This is a genomic window from Nocardiopsis endophytica (assembly GCF_027706725.1).
GTDB classification, from domain to species: domain Bacteria; phylum Actinomycetota; class Actinomycetes; order Streptosporangiales; family Streptosporangiaceae; genus Nocardiopsis_A; species Nocardiopsis_A endophytica.
In genome coordinates this window covers 1-18,095 of the sequence record NZ_JAQFWQ010000089.1, presented here as the reverse complement: position 1 = coordinate 18,095, position 18,095 = coordinate 1, and the positions used below count along the sequence as shown (strand labels likewise).

At 74.4% G+C, this 18,095-nt stretch carries 17 protein-coding genes; 16 read left to right on the top strand and 1 reads right to left on the bottom strand.

Annotated elements, in window-relative coordinates; translation table 11 throughout:
- The first annotated feature begins 20 nt into the window (after positions 1 to 20).
- The 14 genes from pgsA (at position 21) to O4J56_RS24055 (ending at position 12,982) form a co-directional block, all read left to right on the top strand.
- Positions 21 to 680 (top strand): phosphatidylinositol phosphate synthase, encoded by a 660-nt coding sequence (gene pgsA / locus O4J56_RS24120; protein ID WP_270688898.1) that lies wholly within the window; start codon positions 21 to 23, stop codon positions 678 to 680.
- Between the two features lie 2 nt (positions 681 to 682).
- On the top strand, positions 683 to 1,651 hold the full coding sequence (locus O4J56_RS24115; protein WP_270688895.1) for a phosphatidylinositol mannoside acyltransferase: 969 nt from the start codon (positions 683 to 685) through the stop codon (positions 1,649 to 1,651).
- Positions 1,652 to 1,860: 209 nt separating this feature from the next.
- Positions 1,861 to 3,009, top strand: coding sequence for a glycosyltransferase family 4 protein (locus O4J56_RS24110; protein ID WP_270688893.1), 1,149 nt, complete (start codon positions 1,861 to 1,863; stop codon positions 3,007 to 3,009).
- Positions 3,010 to 3,012: 3 nt separating this feature from the next.
- Positions 3,013 to 3,570, top strand: coding sequence for a hypothetical protein (locus O4J56_RS24105; protein WP_270688892.1), 558 nt, complete (start codon positions 3,013 to 3,015; stop codon positions 3,568 to 3,570).
- Between the two features lie 252 nt (positions 3,571 to 3,822).
- The gene (gene pdxS, locus O4J56_RS24100; RefSeq protein WP_270688890.1) at positions 3,823 to 4,743 is read left to right on the top strand and encodes a pyridoxal 5'-phosphate synthase lyase subunit PdxS; all 921 of its coding nucleotides are present in this window, start codon (positions 3,823 to 3,825) and stop codon (positions 4,741 to 4,743) included.
- 66 nt (positions 4,744 to 4,809) lie between these two features.
- Positions 4,810 to 5,418 carry a pyridoxal 5'-phosphate synthase glutaminase subunit PdxT gene (gene pdxT, locus O4J56_RS24095; RefSeq protein ID WP_270688888.1) on the top strand — a complete coding sequence of 203 codons (609 nt, stop codon included), beginning with the start codon at positions 4,810 to 4,812 and terminating at the stop codon, positions 5,416 to 5,418.
- Positions 5,415 to 6,164, top strand: a complete 750-nt coding sequence (locus O4J56_RS24090) for a YebC/PmpR family DNA-binding transcriptional regulator (protein ID WP_270688886.1) — start codon at positions 5,415 to 5,417, stop codon at positions 6,162 to 6,164. Before pdxT ends, O4J56_RS24090 begins: the two co-directional genes overlap by 4 nt.
- Positions 6,165 to 6,398: 234 nt before the next feature.
- Positions 6,399 to 6,977, top strand: coding sequence for a crossover junction endodeoxyribonuclease RuvC (gene ruvC, locus O4J56_RS24085; RefSeq protein ID WP_270688884.1), 579 nt, complete (start codon positions 6,399 to 6,401; stop codon positions 6,975 to 6,977).
- Positions 6,974 to 7,588, top strand: coding sequence for a Holliday junction branch migration protein RuvA (gene ruvA, locus O4J56_RS24080; protein WP_270688882.1), 615 nt, complete (start codon positions 6,974 to 6,976; stop codon positions 7,586 to 7,588). The genes ruvC and ruvA overlap by 4 nt, the downstream gene beginning before the upstream one ends.
- A gap of 19 nt (positions 7,589 to 7,607) precedes the next feature.
- Positions 7,608 to 8,642: a Holliday junction branch migration DNA helicase RuvB gene (gene ruvB, locus O4J56_RS24075; RefSeq protein ID WP_270688912.1), complete on the top strand. Its 1,035-nt coding sequence runs from the start codon at positions 7,608 to 7,610 to the stop codon at positions 8,640 to 8,642.
- Between the two features lie 136 nt (positions 8,643 to 8,778).
- The gene (gene yajC / locus O4J56_RS24070; protein WP_270688880.1) at positions 8,779 to 9,186 is read left to right on the top strand and encodes a preprotein translocase subunit YajC; all 408 of its coding nucleotides are present in this window, start codon (positions 8,779 to 8,781) and stop codon (positions 9,184 to 9,186) included.
- An 85-nt stretch (positions 9,187 to 9,271) separates the two neighbouring features.
- On the top strand, positions 9,272 to 9,808 hold the full coding sequence (locus tag O4J56_RS24065) for an adenine phosphoribosyltransferase (protein WP_270688878.1): 537 nt from the start codon (positions 9,272 to 9,274) through the stop codon (positions 9,806 to 9,808).
- A gap of 184 nt (positions 9,809 to 9,992) precedes the next feature.
- Positions 9,993 to 12,521 carry a RelA/SpoT family protein gene (locus tag O4J56_RS24060; protein ID WP_408639166.1) on the top strand — a complete coding sequence of 843 codons (2,529 nt, stop codon included), beginning with the start codon at positions 9,993 to 9,995 and terminating at the stop codon, positions 12,519 to 12,521.
- A gap of 131 nt (positions 12,522 to 12,652) precedes the next feature.
- Complete coding sequence (locus tag O4J56_RS24055; RefSeq protein ID WP_270688874.1) at positions 12,653 to 12,982, top strand: cupin domain-containing protein; 330 nt, start codon at positions 12,653 to 12,655, stop codon at positions 12,980 to 12,982.
- Positions 12,983 to 13,274: 292 nt separating this feature from the next.
- Here O4J56_RS24055 and O4J56_RS24050 read toward each other — a convergent pair whose 3' ends face one another.
- Positions 13,275 to 14,507: a DUF349 domain-containing protein gene (locus tag O4J56_RS24050; RefSeq protein ID WP_270688872.1), complete on the bottom strand. Its 1,233-nt coding sequence runs from the start codon at positions 14,505 to 14,507 to the stop codon at positions 13,275 to 13,277.
- Between the two features lie 396 nt (positions 14,508 to 14,903).
- Between O4J56_RS24050 and O4J56_RS24045 the strand changes: the two genes are divergently transcribed.
- Both O4J56_RS24045 and aspS read left to right on the top strand, forming a co-directional pair.
- Positions 14,904 to 15,587, top strand: coding sequence for an MBL fold metallo-hydrolase (locus O4J56_RS24045; RefSeq protein WP_270688871.1), 684 nt, complete (start codon positions 14,904 to 14,906; stop codon positions 15,585 to 15,587).
- 277 nt (positions 15,588 to 15,864) lie between these two features.
- Positions 15,865 to 17,616 (top strand): aspartate--tRNA ligase, encoded by a 1,752-nt coding sequence (aspS, locus tag O4J56_RS24040; RefSeq protein WP_270688869.1) that lies wholly within the window; start codon positions 15,865 to 15,867, stop codon positions 17,614 to 17,616.
- Positions 17,617 to 18,095 lie beyond the last annotated feature (479 nt).

The following is an 18,095-nucleotide window of genomic DNA, read 5'->3' as shown; positions in this document are numbered from 1 at the left end:
CCCTACGATCGTGAGAAGTCATGCTGAGATTCCTGCGTCCCGTGATCGCCCGGATGACGCTTCCCCTCGGGCGCGCCCTTGTCCGTATCGGCATCAGCGCCAACGTGGTCACCCTCGTGGGCACCTTCGGCGCGGTGGCCGCGGCCCTGGGCCTGCTGCCCCTGGGGGAGCTGTACATCGGCGCGGTCGTGGTCACCGTCTTCGTCCTGTTCGACATGCTCGACGGCGCCGTGGCGCGCGCGTCCGGCCGGGAGAGCCGCTGGGGCGCCTTCCTCGACTCCACCCTCGACCGGCTCACCGACGCCGCCGTGCTGTGCGGCCTGGCCGTGTGGTTCTACACCGGCGGCGGCGACACGCTGCTCGGCGGGCTGTCCCTGTACTGCATGGCCACCGGCTTCGCGGTCTCCTACATCAAGGCCCGCGCCGAGGGGCTGGGCGTCAACTGCGACGTGGGGGTCGCCGAGCGCAGCGAGCGCCTGATCATCGCGCTGACCGCCACGGGCCTGGCCGGGCTGGGCGTGCCCTACGTGCTCGCCGGGGGCCTGTGGCTGCTGGCGCTCCTCAACACGGTCACCGTCGCCCAGCGGCTGATCGAGACGCGGGCGCGGCTCACCGAGCCCGGCGGCTCGGCCGGTGCCGGGGACCGGCAGCCCGCGGGCGGCGCCGGCGGGCAGGGCTGACCATGGGCGACCGCACCGCCGCGGCGGCCTACGCCGCGGGATGGCGGCTCGTCCGCGAGCTGCCCGAGGCCCCCGGCCGCGCCGCCTTCCGGGCGATGGCCGACCGGGCGTGGCGGGCCCGCGGCCCCGGGGTGTCCCGGCTGGAGGCCAACCTGCGCCGGGTCGCCGGTCCCGGGGCGACCGCCGCCCAGCTGCGCGCCCTGTCCCGCGCCGGGATGCGCTCCTATATGCGCTACTACTACGAGATGTTCCGCCTCCCGGCCATGGACGCCGCCACCGTGCTGGGCCGCACCCGCTCCGAGGGCGTGGACGTGCTGGAGGCGCACCTGGCGGCCGGGCGGGGGGTGGTCGCCGCCCTCCCGCACATGGGCAACTGGGACCACGCCGGGGCGTGGATCGCCATGCGCGGCACGCCGCTGACCACGGTCGCCGAGCGGCTGCGCCCCGAGAGCGTGTTCGAGCGCTTCACCGCCGTGCGCACCGGCCTGGGAATGGAGGTCCTCCCGCTGGAGCCGGGCCAGGGCAACGGCGCGGTCACCGGCACGCTGGCGCGCCGGCTGCGCTCCGGCGGCCTGGTGTGCCTGCTGGCCGACCGGGACCTGACCGAGGGCGGCATCGGCGTGCGGTTCTTCGGCGAGGACGCCCGCATGCCCGCCGGCCCCGCGGCCCTGGCCGAGCGCACCGGCGCCGCCCTCATGCCGGTCTCCCTCTGGTACGAGGGCGCCGAGTGGCGCATCCGGGTGCACGACGAGGTCCCCGTGCCCGACCTGCCCGACCGCCGCGCCCGCGTCGCGGCCATGACCCAGCGGATGGCCGGGGTCTTCGAGGGCGCCATCGCGGACCACCCCGAGGACTGGCACATGCTGCAGCGCGTGTTCACCGCCGACCTGGACGGCCCGCCGCCGGGCCCCGACGCGCTGGGCCCGGCCGTGCCGGGCGCGTCGCCGGGCGGCCGGAGCGGCGTTCGATAGGGTGCGCATGTCGGCGGAACCCGCGCCGACCCCCAGGGGATCCGGCCCTCCACCGGCCGGTGCGCGGTCGGCGCGCCCGGGACCGGCGCGGCCCGTCCGCGCGGCCCGTCAGCGCCATGCGGGCCGCAGGACCCTGGCGCGGGTCCGGCGGGGACGCGAACGTGGAACCCCCTGCGACCGGGGACGGCGGCCGGAGGCGGTGATCGGCGATGAGGGTGGGGCTGGTCTGCCCCTACACCTGGGACGTGCCCGGGGGCGTGCAGCAGCACGTGGGCGACCTCGCCGAGGCGCTCATCGGGCTGGGCCACCAGGTGTCGGTCCTGGCCCCCTGCGACGAGGCCGCCGATGCGGCGCTCCCGCCGCACGTGGTGCCCGCCGGGCGCGCCGTCCCGGTGCCCTACAACGGCTCGGTGGCGCGGCTGGCGTTCGGCGTGCGCGCCGCGGCCCGGGTGCGCCGCTGGATCCGCGAGGGCGGCTTCGACGTGCTGCACGTCCACGAGCCGGCCGCGCCCAGCCTGTCCCTGCTGGCCTGCTGGGCCGCCGAGGGGCCGATCGTTGCGACCTTCCACACCTCCAACCCGCGCTCGCGCGCCATGTCGGCCTCCGCCCCGGCGCTGCGCACGGCGCTGGAGAAGATCAGCGGCCGCATCGCCGTGTCCGAGGCGGCCCGCCGCACCCTGGTCGAACACCTGGGCGGGGACGCGGTGCTCATCCCCAACGGGGTGGCGGTGCACCGCTTCTCCTCCGCCGAACCGCTGCCCGGATGGCCCGGTGAGGGCGGCGCGATCGGGTTCCTGGGCCGCCTGGACGAGCCCCGCAAGGGCCTGCGGGTGCTGCTGGAGGCCTTCACCTGGCTGGGGCGCGAGCGCCCGGGGCTGCGCCTGCTGGTCGCCGGACCCGGTGACGCTGACGAGGCCCGTGCCGCCCTGCCCGAGGACCTGCGCGGGCGGCTGGTGGCGCTGGGCCGGGTGAGCGAGGCCGACAAGGCCCGCGCCTACCGCTCGGTCGACGTGTTCTGCGCCCCCAACCTGGGTGGGGAGAGCTTCGGCATCGTCCTCACCGAGGCGATGTCGGCCGGGGCACCGGTGCTGGCCAGCGACATCCCGGCGTTCCGCAGCGTCCTGGGCGGCGGCGCGGCCGGAGAGCTGTTCGCCGTCGGCGACCCGGCGGCGCTGGCCGCGGGCGCGGCCGAGCTGCTGGACCGCCCCGGGCGCCGCGCCGACCTGTCCGCGGCGGCCCGCGAGGCGGTGCGCGCCTTCGACTGGCGCACGGTCGCCGCCGACGTCGTGCGGGTCTACGAGACGGTGCTGCCGTCCGGCGCCCCGGCGGTGGCCGCCGACGGCGGGGCGGGGGGATAGGCCGTGGCCGTGTGGGCGGCATGGGCGGCCGCGCTGGTCCTGGTCCTGGTGCTGGTCTCGTTCTACGTCTCCTGGCGTGCGACCCGCCTGGACCGGCTGCACACCCGGGTGGAGACCGCGTGGGCGGCGCTCGACGCGGCGCTGAGCAGGCGCGCCGCCGCGGTGCAGGAGTTCTCCGCCGGGCCGTGGGTCGAACCGGCCTCGGCGGTGCTGCTGGCCGACGCCGCCGCCGCGGCCCGACGCGCCGGGTCCGCGGACGGCGCGGGCGCCGACCGCGAGCTGGCCGAGAGCGACCTGTCCCGCACCGTGCGCGCGGTGCTGGAGGAGCCGGGCCTGGCCGACTGCCCGGACGGGCAGGGGGCGCTGCGGGAGGTCGAGGCCGCCGCCAAGCGGGTGCTGCTGGCCCGGCGCTTCCACAACGACGCGGTCGCCCACACCCGCCAGGCCCGCGCCCGCCGCCTGGTGCGGGTGCTGCGCCTGGCCGGGGGCGCACCGCTGCCCGGGTTCTTCGAGATGGACGACGAGCCGCCGCGGATCCCGGGCTCCTTCGGGGCGCTCTGAGCCGGGTCGGGGGAGCGGTCCGCGGGGCCCATCCGGCGCGGCCGGCCGGGGCGCTCGGCCGCCGCCGCGCACGCCCCCGCTAGGGTGACAGACTGTCAAAAGCACGGGGGAGAACGTGCCGGTATGTCCCGAAAGAGCTCAGGTGGGTGAACTACCATGGGCCGCAGGACACGTCGGCGGCGCCCCTCGCGCCCCGACACCCGACAGACGCATCCTCCGCGCTCCCGCGCACATCGCGGGCGCCCGCAGAACATGGAGTCCGCCACCGTGGCCAACACCGCTGAGAACGACAAGACGGTCGGTACCACCCGCGTGAAGCGCGGAATGGCAGAGCAGCTCAAGAACGGCGTGATCATGGACGTGGTCACGCCCGAGCAGGCCAAGATCGCCGAGGACGCCGGCGCCGTCGCGGTCATGGCCCTGGAGCGCGTGCCGGCCGACATCCGCAAGCAGGGCGGCGTGGCCCGCATGTCCGACCCGGACATGATCGACGGCATCGTCTCCTCCGTCTCCATCCCCGTGATGGCCAAGGCCCGCATCGGCCACTTCGTCGAGGCCCAGGTCCTCCAGTCGCTCGGGGTGGACTTCATCGACGAGTCCGAGGTGCTCACCCCCGCCGACGAGGCCCACCACATCGACAAGTGGGCCTTCACCGTGCCCTTCGTGTGCGGCGCCACCAACATCGGCGAGGCCCTGCGCCGCATCGCCGAGGGCGCGGCCATGATCCGCTCCAAGGGCGAGGCCGGCACCGGCAACGTCGTCGAGGCCACCCGCCACATGCGCTCCATCCGCGGCGAGATCAAGCGCCTGGGCACCCTGGACGAGGCCGAGCTGTTCGGCGCCGCCAAGGAGATGCGCGCCCCCTACGACGTCGTCAAGGAGGTCGCCGAGCTGGGCAAGCTCCCGGTCCCGCTGTTCTCCGCCGGCGGTGTGGCCACCCCCGCCGACGCCGCCCTGATGCGCCAGCTCGGCGCCGAGAGCGTCTTCGTCGGCTCGGGCATCTTCAAGTCCGGCGACCCCGCCAAGCGGGCCGACGCCATCGTCCAGGCCACCCTGCACTACGATGACCCCTCCGTGATCGCCAAGGTCTCCCGGGGCCTGGGCGAGGCCATGGTCGGCATCAACCTGGATGATCTGGAGGACTCCCAGCGTTACGCCGGCCGCGGCTGGTAGCGCGTCCCGAGAGCCGCCCGCCGCCCCGTCCGAACACGTCCGTCTGCGAGGTCGCCCGCGTTGTCCATGCCCGCACCGCCCGTCATCGGAGTGCTCGCCCTGCAGGGCGACACCGAGGAGCACCTGCGCGTGCTGCGCGGGATCGGCGCCACCGCCGTGCCCGTCACCGACCCGGGCCAGCTCGACCAGGTCGACGGACTGGTCCTGCCCGGCGGCGAGTCGACCACCATGGGCAAGCTCGCCGCCCGGTACGGGCTGCTGGAGCCGATGCGCAAACGGATCCGGGCGGGCATGCCCGCCTACGGCACCTGCGCGGGGATGATCCTGCTGGCCGACCGCATCATCGACGGTGCGCAGGGCCAGGAGACCGTGGGCGGCATCGACATGACCGTGCGGCGCAACGCCTTCGGGCGGCAGACCGAGTCGTTCGAGGGCGCCGTCGACATCGAAGGGCTGGAGGGAGGGCCGGTCGACGCGGTGTTCATCCGCGCCCCCTGGGTCGAGTCGACCGGCCCCGACGTGCGAGTGCTCGGCCAGACCGGCGAGGGCGGGGCGGCCGGTAGGATCGTCGCGGTACGACAGGGGAGCCTGCTGGCCACCTCATTCCATCCCGAGCTCACCGGGGACGCGCGTATCCACCGACTCTTCGTCGACATCGTGAAAGGAACGGCATGAGCGGCCACTCCAAGTGGGCCACCACCAAGCACAAGAAGGCGGCGATCGACGCCAAGCGCGGCAAGCTGTTCGCCAAGCTCGTCAAGAACGTCGAGGTGGCCGCGCGTACCGGCGGGGGCGACCCCGACGGCAACCCCACGCTCTACGACGCCATCCAGAAGGCGAAGAAGAACTCGGTCCCGCTGGACAACATCGAGCGCGCCCGCAAGCGCGGCTCCGGCGAGGAGGCCGGCGGCGCCGAGTGGCAGACCGTGATGTACGAGGGCTACGCCCCCGGCGGCGTCGCCCTGCTGGTGGAGTGCCTCACCGACAACCGCAACCGCGCCACCTCCGAGGTGCGCGTGGCGGTCACCCGCAACGGCGGCTCCATGGGCGACGCCGGGTCGGTCTCCTACCTGTTCACCCGCAAGGGCGTGGTGATCGTCCCCAAGGAGGGCGCCTCCGAGGACGACGTCACCATGGCCGCGCTGGAGGCCGGCGCCGAGGACATCAACGACCTGGGGGAGAGCTGGGAGGTCGTCTCCGAGCCGACCGACCTGGTCGCGGTGCGCACCGCCCTGCAGGAGGCCGGCGTGGACTACGAGTCCGCCGAGTCCTCCTTCCTGCCCAGCATGGAGGTCCCCCTCGGCGAGGAGGACGCCAAGAAGGTGCTGCGGGTCGTCGAGGCCCTTGAGGACTCCGACGACGTGCAGAACGTCTACACCAACGCCGACATCCCCGACGAGGTCATGGAGAAGATCGGCTGAGGCCCCGGCGGGCGCCCTCCCCGGCCTCCTGCGCCGGCGGGCGCCGTCCCGCCCCGTGTGCGACGATCGCACGGCGCCCCTCCGGCGGAGGGGAGGCGCGGGGACCGGCCGTCCGCGCCCCGGGACCGGAACGGGGACACGCCACGCCGCCGGCCCCGCCGCCCGCACCGGCGGCGGGGCCGGTGTCGTATAGGGTCGGTACCCTGCGAACGGGCGTTCGAGAAGGGGGAGCCGGTGCGGGTACTGGGGATCGACCCCGGACTGACCAGGTGCGGGGTGGGCGTGGTCGACGGTGCGCCCGGGCGCCCGCCCGTCCTCGCCGCGGCCGGGGTGATCCGCACCCCGTCCGAGGACGACCTGCCCGAACGGCTCCTGGCCGTGGAACGAGGCATGGAGGAGTGGCTGGACGAGCACGCCCCCGACGCCGTCGCCGTCGAGCGGGTCTTCGCCCAGCACAACCTCAGCACCGTCATGGGCACCGCCCAGGCCAGTGCGGTGGCCATGGTCTGCGCCGCCCGCCGCGGCCTGCCCGTCGCCCTGCACACCCCCAGCGAGGTCAAGGCCGCCGTCACCGGCAGCGGCCGCGCCGACAAGGCCCAGATCGGCGCCATGGTCGCCCGCATCCTGCGGCTGAGCGGCCCACCGCGCCCCGCCGACGCCGCCGACGCGGTCGCGCTGTGCCTGTGCCACATCTGGCGCGGCGGCGCCCAGGAGCAGCTGGCCCGCGCCCGGGCCGCCGCCCGCACGCGCGCCCCGGCGCCGGCCGCCGCCCGCGTCCCCGCACCCGTACCCAGGAAGGGCACCGCACCGTGATCGCGTTCCTCACCGGCCGGGTCGCCGCCCGCCAGGCCGGATCCGCCGTCATCGAGGTCGGCGGGGTCGGCATGCAGCTGCAGTGCACCCCCGCCACCCTGTCCACCCTGCGCGTGGGCGAGGAGGCCACCGTGTCCACCGCCCTGGTCGTGCGGGAGGACTCGCTGACCCTGTACGGCTTCGCCGACGCCGACGAGCGCGACGTGTTCGAGCGCCTGCAGACCGCCTCGGGGGTCGGCCCCCGGCTGGCGCTGGCCATGCTCGCCGTGCACACCCCCGAGGCCCTGCGCAAGGCCGTGGCCACCGAGGACACCGCCGCCCTGACCGCCGTGCCCGGCATCGGCAAGAAGGGCGCCCAGCGCATCGTCCTGGAGCTGCGCGACAAGCTCGGCGACCCCCTCGGCGCCGACCCCGGAACCGGCACCGGCGCCGCGGCGGCGGCCCCGGCGGCCGCCCACTGGCGCCCCCAGGTCGTCGCCGGGCTGGTCAACCTGGGCTGGTCGGCCAAGGACGCCGAGGCCGCCGCCGACGCCGTCGCCCCCCGGGCCGAGGACACCCCCGACGTGGCCGACCTGCTGCGCGCCGCCCTGCGCGGGCTGAGCCGCGCCTGACCCCGTGAGCGAGACCGCGATGAGCGACAACGAGCCCGACCTCTACGAGCGCGGCGTCGTCTCCCCCGAGGCCGGCGCCGACGACCGCGCCCTCGACGGCGCCCTGCGCCCCCGCATGCTGGAGGACTTCGTCGGCCAGGACCGCGTGCGCGAACAGCTGTCCCTGGTGCTGCGCGGCGCGCAGAGCCGCGGCCGCGCCCCCGACCACGTCCTGATGTCCGGCGGCCCCGGCCTGGGCAAGACCACCCTGGCCATGATCATCGCCAACGAGCTGGGCGCCCCGCTGCGCATCACCTCCGGCCCGGCCATCGAGCGCTCCGGCGACCTGGCCGCGGTGCTGTCGACGCTGCAGGAGGGGGAGGTCCTCTTCCTGGACGAGATCCACCGCATGGCCCGCCCCGCCGAGGAGATGCTCTACGTCGCCATGGAGGACTTCCGGGTCGACGTGGTCGTGGGCAAGGGGCCCGGCGCCACCGCCATCCCGCTGGACATCGCCCCGTTCACGCTGGTCGGCGCCACCACCCGGGCCGGGCTGCTGCCCGCCCCGCTGCGCGACCGCTTCGGCTTCACCGCGCACGTCGACTTCTACCGGCCCGAGGACCTGGAGACCATCGTGCGCCGCTCGGCCGGGCTGCTCGGCGCCGACCTGGCCCCCGACGCCGCCCGGGAGATCGCCCGCCGCTCCCGCGGCACCCCCCGCATCGCCAACCGGCTGCTGCGCCGCGTGCGCGACTACGCCGAGGTGCGCGGCGACGGCACCCTGGACCGGGCCACCGCCCGCGCCGCGCTGAGCCTGTACGAGGTGGACGAGCTGGGGCTGGACCGGCTGGACCGGGCGGTGCTGGACGCGCTGCTGCGCCGCTTCCGCGGCGGCCCGGTCGGGCTGTCCACGCTGGCGGTGTCGGTGGGGGAGGAGCCCGAGACCGTCGAGGTCGTCGCCGAGCCGTTCCTGGTCCGCGCCGGGTTCGTGGCCCGCACCCCGCGCGGCCGCGTCGCCACCCCCGAGGCCTGGGAGCACATGGGCATGACGCCCCCGGACGGGGCCGCCGGATAGAGTGGCCGGGAACGCGGGGACCAGCCCGTTCGTTCCACCGCAGCGCGACCATGCGCTCGCGCGCCGCCGAGCCGCCGGGCAGGCCCCGGATCCGGCGGCGGCGCCGCGGAGAAAGTACGCCAGGAAAGGACGCCCCGTGCAGGGCACTACGAATCTCGCGCAGCCGGTCGAGGCCGCGGTCGGCGGGGGGACCCTGCAGTCGATCCTCATGATCGGGCTGCTGGTCCTCGTCTTCTACCTGCTGATCATCCGCCCCCAGCAGCGGCGGCGCAAGCAGCAGATGGACATGCAGAGCCGCCTGAGCCCCGGCCAGGAGGTGCTGACCCAGGCCGGCTTCTACGGCACCGTGGTCGAGGTGCGCGACAGCGAGGTGGAGCTGGAGATCTCCCCCGGATCGCGCATCCGCATCCTCAAGGCGGGCATCGCCGACGTCGTCCCGGAGCCGGGCGCCGCCGACGACGACACGCCGGTCGAGGACCGCCCCGACTTCCCGGGCAAGGACTCCGGGAACGACGGGGACGACAAGAACGACGGCAGCAAGTAGGACGCGCCCGGCCGCCGGGGTGTGGGCCCACCGAGTGGGACCGCGCCCCGGCGGACGCGCGCCGGAAGGACACCGAGGAACCCCCATGCCCGACGCCCCCGCCGACCTCCAGCGCCTCATCGAGGCCGGGATCCGCGACGTGCCCGACTTCCCCGAGCCGGGCGTGGTGTTCAAGGACATCACCCCGCTGCTCGCCGACCCCGCCTCGCTCAAGGCCGTGGCCGAGGCGATGGCCGCGCCCTTCGCCGGGAGGGTCGACGCCGTGGCCGGGCTGGAGGCGCGCGGCTTCATCCTGGCCGCCCCGGTCGCCCTGGAGCTGGGGGCGGGCTTCGTCCCGGTGCGCAAAGCCGGGAAACTGCCCGCCAAGACCTACCGCGAGTCCTATGATCTGGAGTACGGCACCGCGACCGTCGAGATGCACGTCGACGCGTTCGCGCCCGGCAGCCGTGTGCTCATCGTCGACGACGTGCTGGCCACCGGCGGCACCGGAAGGGCCGCGGTGGAGCTGGTCCGCCGGGCGGGTGGTACCGTCGTGGGATTCTCGGTCCTGATGGAGCTGGGCTTCCTCACGGGCCGCGACCGGCTCACCGGGGTCGGGGTGCACGCGCTCACCGAGGCCTGACCCGCCCGGCCCGACCTGCGGGGGAACGCGGGGACGGGCACTACACTTGCGGGCATACATCGACTGCGACGGCGCGTTGGTACCGGTGAGCCGAACGTTCACGACCAAGACGTCCCGGTGGGCCGTCGCAGGGGCGGAGCGATCCCCCGCCCCCGCGGCGCCCGCCGGAGGAGCCGCGGGAGGGATGCCCATGCGAGGCGAGGCCACCACGCCGACCGAGGCCGTGCCGGAGCGCACCGCGGCAGTCTCCCCCGTCCTGGATCCGCAGGCCGGCCGCGCACCGGGGGAGGAGTGTCCACCGCCCGCCGGCGCGGGCGCCCCGGGCGCCCCGGAGGCGGGCTCCGCCGACCATGCGCCGCCCGCGAAAGGCGGGCACGGCGCCGCCACCGGGGCCGGTGCGCCCCCGGGCGCGTCCGAAACCGCGGCGGGCGGTCCCGAGGGGGCCGATCCTCCCGCCGCGGACCGTCCCCACCCGTCCTCAGGCGTGCGCGTACGCCGCAGACTCGCGCGCCTCGGCGCACAGCGGGGTGTGACCATGAACCCGGTACTCGAACCACTGATCAAGACCGTCCGCGCGACCCATCCCAAGGTCGACGTCCGGCTGATCGAGCGCGCCTACGACGTGGCCGCGCACTACCACCGGGACCAGAAGCGCAAGAGCGGCGACCCCTACATCACCCACCCGCTGGCCGTGGCCACCATCCTGGCCGAGCTGGGCATGCAGGAGCCCACCCTGGCCGCCGCGCTGCTGCACGACACGGTCGAGGACACCCCCTACACCCTGGACCAGCTGCGCTCCGACTTCGGCGACGAGATCGCCGAACTGGTCGACGGCGTCACCAAGCTGGACAAGGTCAAGTACGGCGAGGCCACCGAGGCCGAGACGGTGCGCAAGATGGTCGTGGCCATGGCCCGCGACATCAAGGTGCTGGTCATCAAGCTGTGCGACCGGCTGCACAACATGCGCACGCTGCGCTACCTGCCGCAGCACAAGCGGGAGAAGAAGGCCCGCGAGACGCTGGAGATCTACGCCCCGCTCGCCCACCGCCTGGGCATGAACACGATCAAGTGGGAGCTGGAGGACCTGGCGTTCGCGACCATGTACCCCAAGCGCTTCGACGAGATCGCCCGGCTGGTCTCCGAGCGCGCGCCCCGCCGCGACCTGTACCTGCAGGACGTCATCGAGGCCGTCTCGGCCGACCTGCGCGAGGCGCGGATCAAGGCGACCGTGCGCGGCCGCCCCAAGCACTACTACTCGATCTACCAGAAGATGATCGCCCGCAACTGCGGCTTCGACGAGATCTACGACCTCGTCGCGGTGCGGGTGCTCGTCGACAGCGTGCGCGACTGCTACGCCGCCCTCGGCACCATCCACGCGCGGTGGAACCCGGTCCCCGGCCGGTTCAAGGACTACATCGCGATGCCGAAGTTCAACATGTACCAGTCGCTGCACACCACGGTCATCGGGCCCTCGGGCAACCCGGTCGAGCTGCAGATCCGCACCCGGGCGATGCACCGCCGCGCCGAGTACGGCATCGCCGCGCACTGGAAGTACAAGGAGGACCGGGTCTCCGGCAAGGAGGGCCGCTCCAAGGGCGCCGGGGACATGGCCTGGCTGCGCCAGCTCATCGACTGGCAGCAGGAGACCAAGGACCCCGGCGAGTTCCTGGAGTCGCTGCGGTTCGACCTGTCGGTGCAGGAGGTGTTCGTCTTCACCCCGCAGGGCGACGTCATCTCGCTGCCGCAGGGCGCCACCGCGGTGGACTTCGCCTACGCCGTGCACACCGAGGTCGGCCACCGCACCGTCGGCGCCCGCGTCAACGGGCGCCTGGTCTCGCTGGAGAGCGAGCTGCACAACGGCGAGACGGTTGAGGTGCTCACCTCCAAGTCGCCCGACGCCGGGCCCAGCCGGGACTGGCTGACCTTCGTCAAGAGCGCCCGGGCCCGCAACAAGATCCGCCAGTGGTTCACCAAGGAGCGCCGCGAGGCCGCGATCGAGCAGGGCAAGGACGCCATCGCCAAGGTGATGCGCAAGCAGGAGCTGCCGATCAAGCGGCTCTTCAGCGGCGAGGCGCTCATCGCCCTGGCGCGGGACCTGCGCTACAACGACGTGGACGCGCTCTACGCCGCGGTGGGCGAAGGGCACCTGGGCGCCCAGAACGTGGTGCAGAAGCTGGTCGCCTCGCTCGGCGGGATCGAGAGCGCCGAGGAGGACATCGCCGAGTCGGCGCTGCCCACCCGCGCCAAGCCGCGGCGCGGGCGCCCCGCCGGGGGGTCGGGCGTCGTGGTCGAGGGCGACCCGGACGTGTGGGTGCGGCTCTCGCGCTGCTGCACCCCGGTGCCGGGGGACTCCATCGTCGGGTTCGTGACCCGCGGCAACGGGGTGTCGGTCCACCGAAGCGACTGTGTGAACACCCGCGCGCTCGACCCCGAGCGGATGGTCACCGTGGAGTGGCAGCCCGGCGACGACGCCATGTTCCTGGTCGCCCTGCAGGTGGAGGCGCTGGACCGGGCGCGGCTGCTGTCCGACATCACCCGGGTCCTGTCCGACCAGCACGTCAACATCCTGTCGGCGACGGTGCAGACCGGCCGGGACCGGGTGGCGCTGAGCCGGTTCACCTTCGAGATGGCCGACCCGACCCACCTGGGCCACGTCCTCAAGGCGGTCCGCGGTGTGGACGGCGTCTACGACGTCTACCGCCTGAAGAACTGAGCCGCCTTCCCCGCGTTGATCTCGGGAAAAACGACCCTAAAACCGCGCTTGTAGCGTCGTTTTCCCCGAGATCAACGGTGTGGGGCGCGCGCCGCCTCCTATGGGGGGCCGCCTCTTGCGAGACTGCCCTCATGCACAAGATCTCTCTGGACGCCCTGGCCTCCCGCCTGCTGGAGCGCGCGGCGGGCTCGTCGGCGGGGCGCAGCGCCGAGACCGTCGTCGGCGGGCACGAGCGCACCCTCCGGCAGACCCTGATCGCCCTGACCGCCGGGTCCTCCCTCGCCGAGCACCCCAACCCGGGCGAGGCCACCGTGCTGGTGCTGCGCGGCCGCGTCCGCATGAAGGCCGGGGACGACCACTGGGACGCCCGCACCGGCGACGCCCTCATCGTGCCCGACGCCGTCCACGCGCTGGAGGCCCTCGAGGACGCGGCAGTACTGCTCACGGTCGCCAAGACCTGACGGCTACGCAGGCCACACCCCGCCCGGCCTCCGATGATCTCGGGGAAGACGACGCTAAAGCCGCTGCCTCAAGTCTTGCGTTCTTGGCGTGAGAGCGGGCGGCTGGGCAGGTACTCCGCTTCAGGGCCCTGGCCGGACGGCGGGTGGCCGGGGTGCGTGGTCGCCCGCGCTCGTGGCGGCCGTCGGCGCGGTGCGCACCAACGCGGCGATGATCTCGACAAGGGTGCTGTCAAAACCGTCGGAATGGCAGCACTTCCGTCGAGATCATCGCCCAGGGGGTGGTCTGCGCCCCTCAGCTCATCTCGTCCAGCGCCTTCTCGGCCTCCTCCAGCCACGAGCGGCGGGCCTGCATGGCCTCCTCGGCCTCGCGGACCCGGCGGTCGTCACCGGCGGCGCGGGCCTTGTCCAGCCGCCCCTGCAGCTCCTCCAGCGACCCGCGAAGCTGGTCGACCGTGGCCTGGGCGCGCGCCCGCGCCTCGGGGTTGGTGCGGCGCCACTCCTTGTCCTCGGCGCGGCGCACCTCCTCCTCGATCTTGCGGAAGGCGCCCTCCAGGCGGTCCCGGGAGTCGCGCGGCAGCGGACCGGCCTCCTCCCAGGCCTCCTGGTACTCCCGCAGGCGGGCGCGGGCCTCGCGCGGGTCGGCGATGCCGGGCAGCTCGGCCTTGGCCTCCTCCAGGATCTTCTCCTTGGCCTCGGCGTTGACCCGCAGCTCGGCGTCGCGCTCGGCGAACACGGCGTTGCGCGCCTGGAAGAAGGTGTCCTGGGCGGCCTTGAAGCGCGCCCACAGCCGGTCCTCGCTGGCGCGGTCCGCACGTCCGCTGGCCTTCCAGCGCTGCATCAGCTCGCGGTAGCGGCCGGAGGTGGGGCCCCACTCGGTGGAGCCGGACAGCGCCTCGGCCTCGGCGACGATCTCCTCCTTGACCTCGCGCACCTGCTCGCGCTGCTGGTCGAGCCCGGCGAAGTAGGCCTTGCGCCGCTTGGAGAAGGCGTTGCGCGCCGCCGACATGCGCTTCCACAGGGCCTGCTCGGTGCCGCGGTCGGCGCGGGGGGCCGCCTTCCACTCGTCGATCAGCTGGCGCATCCGCTCGCCACCGGACTTCCAGTGCGTGGTCTCCTCGGCCACCCGCTCGGCCTCGGCGACGATCCGCTCCTTGATGTCCCGGGCCTCGGTGCGCGCCTGCTCCTGGGCCTGCTTCTGCTCGACCTTGCGCTGCTCGGCGCGCTCGGTCAGCGCGTCCAGGCGGCGCATGAGGGCGTCCAGGTCGCCGACGGCGGCGGCATCGCGCACGGCGGTGCGCAGCTTGTCGATGCTGGACAGGGCCTGCCCGGCGGACAGGTCGGTGGTGCTCAGCCGCTTCTCCAGCAGTTCGACCTCGGTCACCAGGGCGTCGTACTTGCGCCGGAAGAAGGCCAGGGCCTCCTCGGGCGCGCCGGCCTGCCACGACCCGACGACACGCTCGCCCTCGCTCGTGCGCACGTAGACCGTGCCGTCGTCGTCTACGCGGCCCCAGGGGTCCGTGGTCACCGTGTCCTCCAGCTTTGATGGGCCCGGCCGCCGGGCCGGGCGCGGTCGTCGCGGCGGTCACTGACCGCTGTGACTATGCACGATATCCCTACGCCGTGCCGGTTACCGACGCGGTGGGGGCGGCCTCCGCGGGGGGCCCGCGGTACCCGGAACGACGTGGACCAATATGGCACCCGTGGGGCGATCGGCAAAGGGCGGGGGAGGCGGGGGTGACCGAATGGTGATGAAGGCGAACGCAGCGGGCACCGTACCGGTCGGGGCGAGGGGGAGGCGGCGGCCGAAACCGGTTCGCCCGGGCACCGGCCCCCTCGGTAGGCTGGACCCCTCCGGCCGCACCGGCCCGCCGCCGACCGGAGCGCCCGCCCACGGACCCAGGAAACGAGGTCGCCGCCCGCCGTGCTCATCGACGCCTTCCCCGCCGGCCCGCTCGCCGCGAACTGCTACGTGGCCGCCCAGGCCCCGGGGGCCGGGTGCGTGGTCGTCGACCCCGGGCAGAGCGCCGCCGCCGACCTGGACCGGGTGCTGGCCGAGCACCGCCTCACCCCGGAGGCCGTGCTGCTCACCCACGGCCACTTCGACCACGTGTGGTCGGCCGCCGAGACCGCCGACCGGTTCGGGGTGCCCGCCTACGTGCACCCGGCCGACCGCGCCCTGCTCACCGACCCCGCCCGCGGGCTGGACCCCGTCCTGGCGTCCCAGCTGTCCGGGCTGCTCGGCGGCGCCGAGCCCGCCGAACCGCAGGACCTGCGCGAGCTCGACGGCACGCCGCTGAACCTGGCCGGAATGGAGATCGGCGTCGAGCACGCCCCCGGCCACACCCCGGGGTCGGTCGTCTTCGTGCTGGGCGGCGGCGAGGACGGCGGGCCGGAGACGCTGCTCACCGGGGACCTGCTGTTCGCCGGGTCGATCGGCCGCACCGACTTCCCCGGCGGGGACCACGGCGAGATCCTGCACAGCCTGGAGCGGGTGTGCCTGAGCCGCCCCGACGCGACCGGGGTGCTGCCCGGCCACGGCCCGCGCACCACGGTCGGGCGCGAGCGCGCGGCCAATCCGTTCCTGCGCGATATCCCGGCGCGCTGAGCGCGCCGTTCCGCGAGCACGCCCCGATCACGCCCCTGCACGCCCCTGACGTCCGGCGTCCCGCCGCACCCCGTCCGACCTGCGCGGCGCGCGCCCCGGTGCCCCCGGCTCCGGGCGCCGCGACCGGGCCACGGCCGGGGCGGGCGTCGGGCATGATGGGAGGGGCCCCTTTCCGCCCGGCACCGCTCCCGGGGGCACCGCGCCCCGGCGGCCGGTCCCCCCGAGGCCGGTGCCGGTCGGGCCGCCACCGACAAGCACGAGTCCAAGGAGTACCCCGTTGATCCGCAACGCTTCCGCCGGTGCCCTGCGCGCATCGGACGCCGGTGAGACCGTCGTCCTCGCCGGCTGGGTGGCCCGGCGCCGCGACCACGGCGGCGTCGTCTTCTTCGACCTGCGCGAGGCCTCCGGCGTCGTGCAGGTCGTGGTCCGCGAGGACGACCTCGCCCACGACCTGCGCTCGGAGTACTGCGTGAAGGTCACCGGCGCGGTCCGGGTGCGTCCCGAGGGCAACGAGAACCCGGAGATCCCCACCGGCGGCGTCGAGGTCGTCGCCGACGCCATCGAGGTGCTCAGCGCCTCGGCCCCGCTGCCCTTCCCCCTGGACGGGTCGCAGGAGGTCTCCGAGGAGGCGCGGCTGCGCTACCGCTACCTCGACATGCGCCGCCCGGAGCCCGCCGCCGCGCTGCGGACCCGCTCGCAGGCGTCCTACATCGTGCACGAGGTGATGCGCGAGCTGGACTTCGTCAACGTGGAGACGCCCTACCTGACCCGGTCCACCCCGGAGGGCGCCCGCGACTTCCTGGTGCCGGTACGGCTGCAGCCGGGCCACTGGTACGCGCTTCCGCAGTCGCCGCAGCTGTTCAAGCAGCTGCTGATGGTCGGCGGGATGGAGCGGTACTACCAGATCGCGCGCTGCTTCCGCGACGAGGACTTCCGCGCCGACCGGCAGCCGGAGTTCACCCAGATCGACCTGGAGATGAGCTTCGTCGACCAGGAGGACGTCATCGCGGTCGGCGAGAAGCTCGTCGCCCGGCTGTGGAGCGAGGTGCTCGGCTACGAGATCCCGCTCCCGCTGCCGCGGATGCCCTACGCCGAGGCGATGGCGCGCTACGGGTCCGACAAGCCGGACCTGCGCTTCGGCCAGGAGCTGACCGAGCTGACCGAGCACTTCGCGCAGACGACCTTCCGGGTGTTCCAGGCGCCGTACGTGGGCGCGGTGGTCATGCCGGGCGGGGCGGCGCAGACGCGCAAGGAGCTCGACGGCTGGCAGGACTGGGCCAAGGCGCGCGGCGCCAAGGGGCTGGCCTACGTGCTCGTGCAGGAGGACGGCACGCTCGCCGGGCCGGTGGCCAAGAACCTGTCGGACGAGGAGCGTGTGGGCCTGGCCGCCAAGGTGGGGGCCGTTCCGGGCGACGCGGTGTTCTTCGCCGCGGGCGAGCGCCGCGCCTCCCAGGAGCTGCTGGGCGCGGCCCGGCTGGAGATCGGCCGCCGCAAGGGGCTGATCGACGAGTCGCTCTGGTCGTTCCTGTGGGTGGTGGACGCGCCCATGTTCGAGGAGGACGGCGAGGGCGGCTGGACCTCGGTGCACCACCCCTTCACCGGTCCCAAGCCCGAGTGGGCCGAGGAGTTCGACAAGGACCCGGCCAACGCCCTGGCCTACGCCTACGACATGGTCTGCAACGGGTCGGAGATCGGCGGCGGGTCCATCCGTATCCACCGCACCGACGTGCAGGAGCGGGTGTTCGCGGTGCTGGGCATCGGCGCCGAGGAGGCCGAGTCCAAGTTCGGGTTCCTGCTGGAGGCGCTGAAGTACGGCGCCCCGCCGCACGGCGGCATCGCCTTCGGGTGGGACCGGATCCTGACCCTGCTGGCGGGCCAGGACACCATCCGCGAGGTGATCGCGTTCCCGAAGACGGCCTCCGGCGGCGACCCGCTGACCGGCGCGCCCACCCCGATCACCCCCGCCCAGCGGGCGGAGGCCGGGATCGACGCGGTCCCCGAGGAGGAGAAGGAGGAAGAGGGGGCCTGACCCTTCTTCCCCCGGCCTGGGCCTTCTTGGTCCGGCTTCCTTGTTCGGCATCCTCTGGACCCTGACCCGGTCGGTTCAGTCGGTTCAGCGACCTGAAAGGCCCGCAGGCCCACCCGCCTGCGGGCCTTCCGCGTGTTCCGATGGGCGAGGAGGAAGCGGCTGAGCTGGTTCCCCGCTCGCGGTTCCCAGCCGGGTGGCGGGCCGGTGGGGTGTGGGGTGGATGGCGGCGACGAGGAAAGGTCGGCGGCCCTCATCGCAGCGCTGTCGGCCGTCCCGCGTGTGCGTGGTCACCGCCGATTGCAGCGACGGCGAGACCGGGGCTGTTCCCGGGCCGTGCCTGCCGGGCGCGAGGCTCCTCGCGGTCCGGGGCGGCGGCGCGGCCGGGTGGGCGGGTGGTCGCTCGCGTTCGTGGCGGCCGCACCCCCGGTGCGCCCCTGCCCGGCGATGATCTCGACAAGGGTGCTGTCATTCCGGCGGTT